The organism is Hallella sp. (assembly GCF_037460745.1).
Lineage (GTDB): Bacteria > Bacteroidota > Bacteroidia > Bacteroidales > Bacteroidaceae > Prevotella > Prevotella faecis.
The window spans coordinates 1-5572 of the sequence record NZ_JAXVAE010000019.1; the positions used below are offsets into that span (position 1 = coordinate 1).

General features: G+C 57.4%; 4 protein-coding genes. 2 read left to right on the forward strand and 2 right to left on the reverse strand.

Going from position 1 to position 5572, the window contains the following annotated elements:
• Positions 1-154: 154 nt before the first annotated feature.
• Positions 155-2374: a tetratricopeptide repeat protein gene (locus WKK33_RS00295; RefSeq protein ID WP_337931976.1), complete on the reverse strand. Its 2220-nt coding sequence runs from the start codon at positions 2372-2374 to the stop codon at positions 155-157.
• A 14-nt stretch (positions 2375-2388) separates the two neighbouring features.
• Entirely contained in the window at positions 2389-3291 is a 903-nt protein-coding gene (locus tag WKK33_RS00300) for an ABC transporter substrate-binding protein (protein ID WP_337469460.1), read from the reverse strand.
• Positions 3292-3366: 75 nt separating this feature from the next.
• Between WKK33_RS00300 and radA the strand changes: the two genes are divergently transcribed.
• Positions 3367-4791 carry a DNA repair protein RadA gene (gene radA / locus WKK33_RS00305; RefSeq protein ID WP_337746126.1) on the forward strand — a complete coding sequence of 475 codons (1425 nt, stop codon included), beginning with the start codon at positions 3367-3369 and terminating at the stop codon, positions 4789-4791.
• A gap of 30 nt (positions 4792-4821) precedes the next feature.
• Positions 4822-5481 carry a 7-cyano-7-deazaguanine synthase QueC gene (queC, locus tag WKK33_RS00310; RefSeq protein ID WP_215760438.1) on the forward strand — a complete coding sequence of 220 codons (660 nt, stop codon included), beginning with the start codon at positions 4822-4824 and terminating at the stop codon, positions 5479-5481.
• Positions 5482-5572 lie beyond the last annotated feature (91 nt).

Below are 5572 nucleotides of genomic sequence, written 5' to 3' on the forward strand. Positions count from 1 at the left end.
TTGATTATTTAACATTTATGCGACTGCGTCGCATTCTTCTGCAAACTTAGAGTGCAAATCCGTGAGATCTGTGGGAAAATAAAAACGTTACATTGTTATATGTTACATGTTACAATAAGGTGGTTCCACATGTCGCCATCCGCGGGGCGCGCCCCTACTGCTCCCGATGCCGTTCCACGAGGTCGGCCATGATCTTGCGGTCCGCCTCATCCACCTCGTATCGGTCGAGCAATGCCTTGTCGGCCGCCAACTGCTCGCGGACGGTTAACGTTTGGCGAGGCGCTGACTTGTAGGCCGCCATGCCGCCAGCCATGAGGCGCACAGCCTCATCGATGCGACCCTCAAACCAGCAGCAGTAGGCCGCGTTGACCGAATCGGTGGCCACACGCTTGTCCGACGCAAGGAGCGTGGTGTAGATGCTGTAAGCCTGCTGCGTGTTTTTCATCCACAGCTCGGCCCACGCCAACGCGCGCTTCACGTTGAGGTCGTCGGGATGCTCATAATGGAGCTTGAAGAGCATCTGCCGCGCCTCGTCGGCCTTGCCACAGTTGAGAAGTGAGACCGACAGGTAGAGGGCGCAGTTGCGGTTGTCGGGATGCAGCGCCAGCATAGCCCTGTAATGCTTGGCCGCCTCCTCAAAATGGGCCTGGTGGAAGCAAGCCTGCGCCAGGGAGCGGATGGCCCGTTCGTCGTCGGGCTGCATGCGCAGCAGCTGGCGGCAGGCCTTCTCTGCCTTGGCATACTGCTTGAAATGGAGGGCCACACAACCCTCCATGCGCAGATCGTCGGCGTTCTGGGCATCGTAATAGGCCTGAAGAAGGGCAGACAACAACGCAAACTTCTTCTGCTTGAGCAAGAACAGCTGCATGTTGCGCGCCTCGTCGGCCATCGCGTGGGTGAAGATCGGGGCAGACAAAAACACATGGTTCTCGTCGAACGGGTTGGCAAAACGCTTGCGACCATCGTTCAACATGGCAAACCGATAAAGGTCTTGCAGGTATTTTCGGCGGATATAGGCCTTGCCCTGTGGGCTATCACCTTCGGGCATGCCCGATTGCAGCTCGCCCTGCTCCATCATGTTGCGGAGGCTCTCGGGCAAACTGCTGAAGACCGACGAGACGCCAAGCGTAAAGCTATACTTGTCGGAGTCGCAGAAAGGTCCATGCAGCATGAGTTGCTTAATGAAGTTCGACTGCAACAAGCCTTGCGTAAGATGCTGCAGCTGTGGATGTTCCGTATAGAACGGCATAAACCAGTTGCAAAGCGTATAAAAGAAGGAGAAGCGCTTCATGTGGGAGAAGCCGCCAAAATAGATGTCGGCCCCACGCTTCTGCATATCAGAAATCTTTTGGAAACTCGCCTCGAGCTCCTCCATCTTCCTGTCGTCGTCGTCGGGGTGCAGAATATCCATCATAGGGTCCTCCTCTTTCTCCTTGATGCCAAACCGCGAAACCTCGAAGTTCTGGTTCTTCATGATGTTGGGCATGATGTCGTTGCGGAGCGTCTCTTGGTCGCGTGCCGCGTTCTGGCAGAACACCACCTGCTTCTGCAGTTGCAGCACCTCCTTGCGCACCTCGGGCTTGGCAAGGAGGTCGGCAACCCGCTCACCCACCTCAGGAAAGAGCGCGAACCCGTCGTTGCCAACGGCAAACACCCATCCCACGAGGGCCCGTTGGCGGATGGCCTCGTCGTCGGCCAGGGAGAACACCTCGGTCAGGGCGATGGCCTTTTGCGGATCGGGTACGTTGAGGGTGGCCATGGTGATGGCCGACACCAGCGTCAGCGCGTCCATGGCGTCGATGGTGGGCGAAGAGAGCAAGCGCGCCATGTCGTGCGCCATGTCGGCGTTCCATTGGCTGGAAACCACGATGGCGTTAAACAGGTTGCGCATGAAGTTGAAATGCGCCTCATAGAGCTCCTTGGAGCGTTGCTGGCGCACCTGCTCCTCGTCTAACGAGAGCATGGCCACGTCCTGCACATGCTTCACCAGCTTCTGCTCGATGCCTGTTGGGTCGAGCTTGGTGCTGGCCGTGAGCCGAACCAACGGGGAGAAGAACGGGTCGTACTTACGCTCAACCTCCACCTCCATGTTGCGCAGCAACGACGACATGCCCCTCACCAAACGGCCGTAGAGCGCGTTGCGCTGAGGGTCCTTGAAGCCCTTGAGCATAAAGTCGGCCATGAGGCGATAATCGTTCTCAAACTCTTCCAGCGCCTCGCTGGAGAAAGCCCCTGGAACTTTGTCCTGCAACAGCCGTATGCCCTGCAAAGCCTGCGCGAAGTCGTGGCTTTCCACAAGTTGCCCATGGAGGTTGGCTATTTGCTGAATGAGCTCCACCCCGTCCTTTTGTTGTTGGTCGTTTACCGTCTGCATCGTTTTCCGAATCGTTACTTGGCACGCTCAAGGTCTGCCTGTCGTGGCGCCGAGGCGTGCGGATATTTCATATTGGGGAGGGCGTTGATGGTCTTCTCGTCGGCGCCCATGTATTTGGCGATGACTGGGGCGTAATGGCGCACCCCGTTCTTGTTGATAGAGTCGCACATCTGGTTGTACACCTTAATAAAAAGCGAGAGCTGGCGCTTTCGGTCGGCGTCCTTCATGGCTTTCTCGCTAAAGGCTATAACACCCAGCCTGATGTCCTTGCTCTTGGTGTCGAGCAGCACCGTGTTCTTCCACAGACGCGCCGTGGTGGCCTGGGGCTCAGGGAGCAGCATGGCGTCCATCTCGTTGTTGAGCAGCATGCGCAGCCTTGTTTGCACATCATTGACCTGTATGCGGAACACGTCGCCCTTGGGCTTCGCCTCCCGCACGGCCAAGTCGGCGAGATAGTCGGTGGCCGAGAAACGCGTCATGGCTATCATCTTCTCAGCCAGTTGGGCCACGCTTTTCACGCGCGCCGTGCGGTTGGCTACCAGTTGCCAGGAGGCGTTGGTGGCCGCCACATACTGAAGGGGCGTGCCCATGCGGCGCAACCTCTCGGTGCGAACCAAATCGGACACCACGCCCTCCACATAGCCGTTGGCAATGAGCGTGTCGCCATCTATCTGGGCGTTGCATTGGCGAAGGTGCACATCCACCCCCGCCTGCTTAAAGCAGCTGTCGGCAACGCCCACGAAAAGCGGCAGGCAGTCCATCGTGGGCGTGGTGGCTATCTTGAGGGCGGCCGAATCGGCGCGCAACAAGGCTTTGCGTTGTTCACGACTCAGCCTCCGCTGTTTCTCCACATCCGCGCCGCACGAGGCGAGCACGGCAAGGAGGGCTATTATCAAACACAACTTCATATTATTCATAATTGCAAAGTTACGAATAAAAATTTTGTAATACTGAGAAAAATATATTATTTTTGCCTAAAATTAATAGTGCTCATGGCAAAAGACAAGACGATGTTTGTGTGTTCCCATTGCGGATACGAGTCGGCCAAGTGGTTGGGCAAATGCCCCTCGTGCGGCCAATGGTCCACGTTTAAGGAGATAAAGGTTGCGGCCGACTATGGCACGGCAGCCGCCAAGCAAGCGGCCCTGTCGGTAAGGCAAGGCAAGGCGGGCGGCGTGAGCGACCCGCGCCGCAACCATCCGGTGAAGCTCCACGACATCTCGCATGAGGCCGAGCCACGCATCGACACCCACGACGAGGAGCTCAACCGCGTGTTGGGCGGCGGCATCGTGCCAGGCAGCATCATCCTCTTGGGCGGCGAGCCCGGCATAGGAAAATCCACGCTGACCCTGCAAACCATCCTTAGCATGCCTGAGCGCAACATCCTGTATGTAAGCGGAGAGGAGAGCTCCCACCAAATAAAGATGAGGGCCGACCGACTGCGCCCCACCAGCGCACAGGGCGAGATGCCCAGGGGCGAGGTGTTCGTGCTTTGCGAAACATCGCTCGAGAACATCTTCGCCGAGATACAGGAGGTGCACCCAGAGCTGCTCATCGTAGACTCCATACAAACCATAGCCACCGACACCGTCGACTCGTCGCCCGGAAGCATCACCCAGGTGAGAGAGTGCGCGGCGGCCTTGCTGCGCTTCGCCAAGACCAGCGGCGTGCCCGTCATTCTCATAGGCCATATAAATAAGGAAGGCACATTGGCCGGACCGAAGATCCTGGAGCACATCGTCGACACGGTCATCCAGTTTGAGGGCGACCAACATTACATGTACCGCATCCTAAGAAGCATCAAGAACCGATTTGGAAGCACCTCCGAACTGGGCATCTACGAGATGGGGCAAGAGGGCCTGCGACAGGTGTCGAACCCCTCGGAGCTGCTGCTCACCGAAGACCACGAAGGCCTGTCGGGCATAGCCATCTCGTCGGCCATCGAAGGCGTGCGACCGTTCCTGGTGGAGACGCAAGCGCTCGTTTCCACAGCCGCCTACGGCACGCCACAGCGCTCGGCCACAGGGTTCGACCAGCGAAGGCTCAACATGCTACTGGCCGTGCTGGAGAAGCGCGTGGGATTTAAGCTCATACAGAAAGACGTGTTCCTGAACATCGCGGGAGGCCTGCGCGTGACCGACATGGCCATGGACCTCAGCGTCATAGCCGCCGTGCTCTCGAGCAACGTCGACACGCCCATCGAGGCGGGATGGTGCATGGCGGGCGAAGTGGGACTCAGCGGCGAGGTGCGTCCCATCAGCCGCGTGGAACAACGCATATCGGAGGCCGAGAAGTTGGGGTTTACCCACATGATCATCCCCGCATACAACTTAAAAAGCATCGACAAGAAAAAACACAAAATACAACTGCATCCGGTCAGGAAGGTGGAGGAGGCCCTTCGGTTCCTGTTTGGATAAGCACATTCAAAAAAAAAACGTTAGCAAACCATGAAAGATTCAGTAATCATCGTAAGTGGCGGCATGGATTCCATCACCATGCTCTATGAGTTTAAGGACCAAATAGCGCTGGGCGTGAGTTTCAACTACGGCAGCAACCACAACAACCGAGAGATTCCATTCGCAGAGATGCATTGCAAGCGCCTCGGCATACCGCACATCACCATCGACCTCGGCTTCATGCCACAATACTTCAAGTCGAGCCTTCTCGAAGGGGCCGACGCCATTCCCGAGGGCAACTACGACGAGGAAAACATGAAGTCGACCGTGGTGCCCTTCCGCAACGGCATCATGCTGAGCATAGCCATAGGCATAGCCGAGAGCAACCACCTGAAACACGTGCTGATGGCCAACCACGGCGGCGACCACACCATCTATCCCGATTGTCGCCCCGCATTTGTAGACGCCATGTCGGCGGCAGCCCAGGCGGGCACGTTTGAGGACGTAACCATCGAGGCACCCTACACCAACATCACAAAGGCCGACATAGCGCGCCACGGAAAGCAACTGGGCATAGACTACAGCGAGACGTGGAGCTGCTACAAGGGCGGAGAGGTGCATTGCGGACAATGTGGCACCTGCCGGGAACGCCAGGAAGCCCTCCGCGAGGCAGGCATCGCCGACACCACGGAGTATGAAAACCCCGCATAGAAAGCCCGCTCCTTGCCAAGATTATCTGGCAAACACAGGTAACTATTCAGCGAAAGGGCATGGCGGGGTATCAAGCCTCAAATAAGGCTTG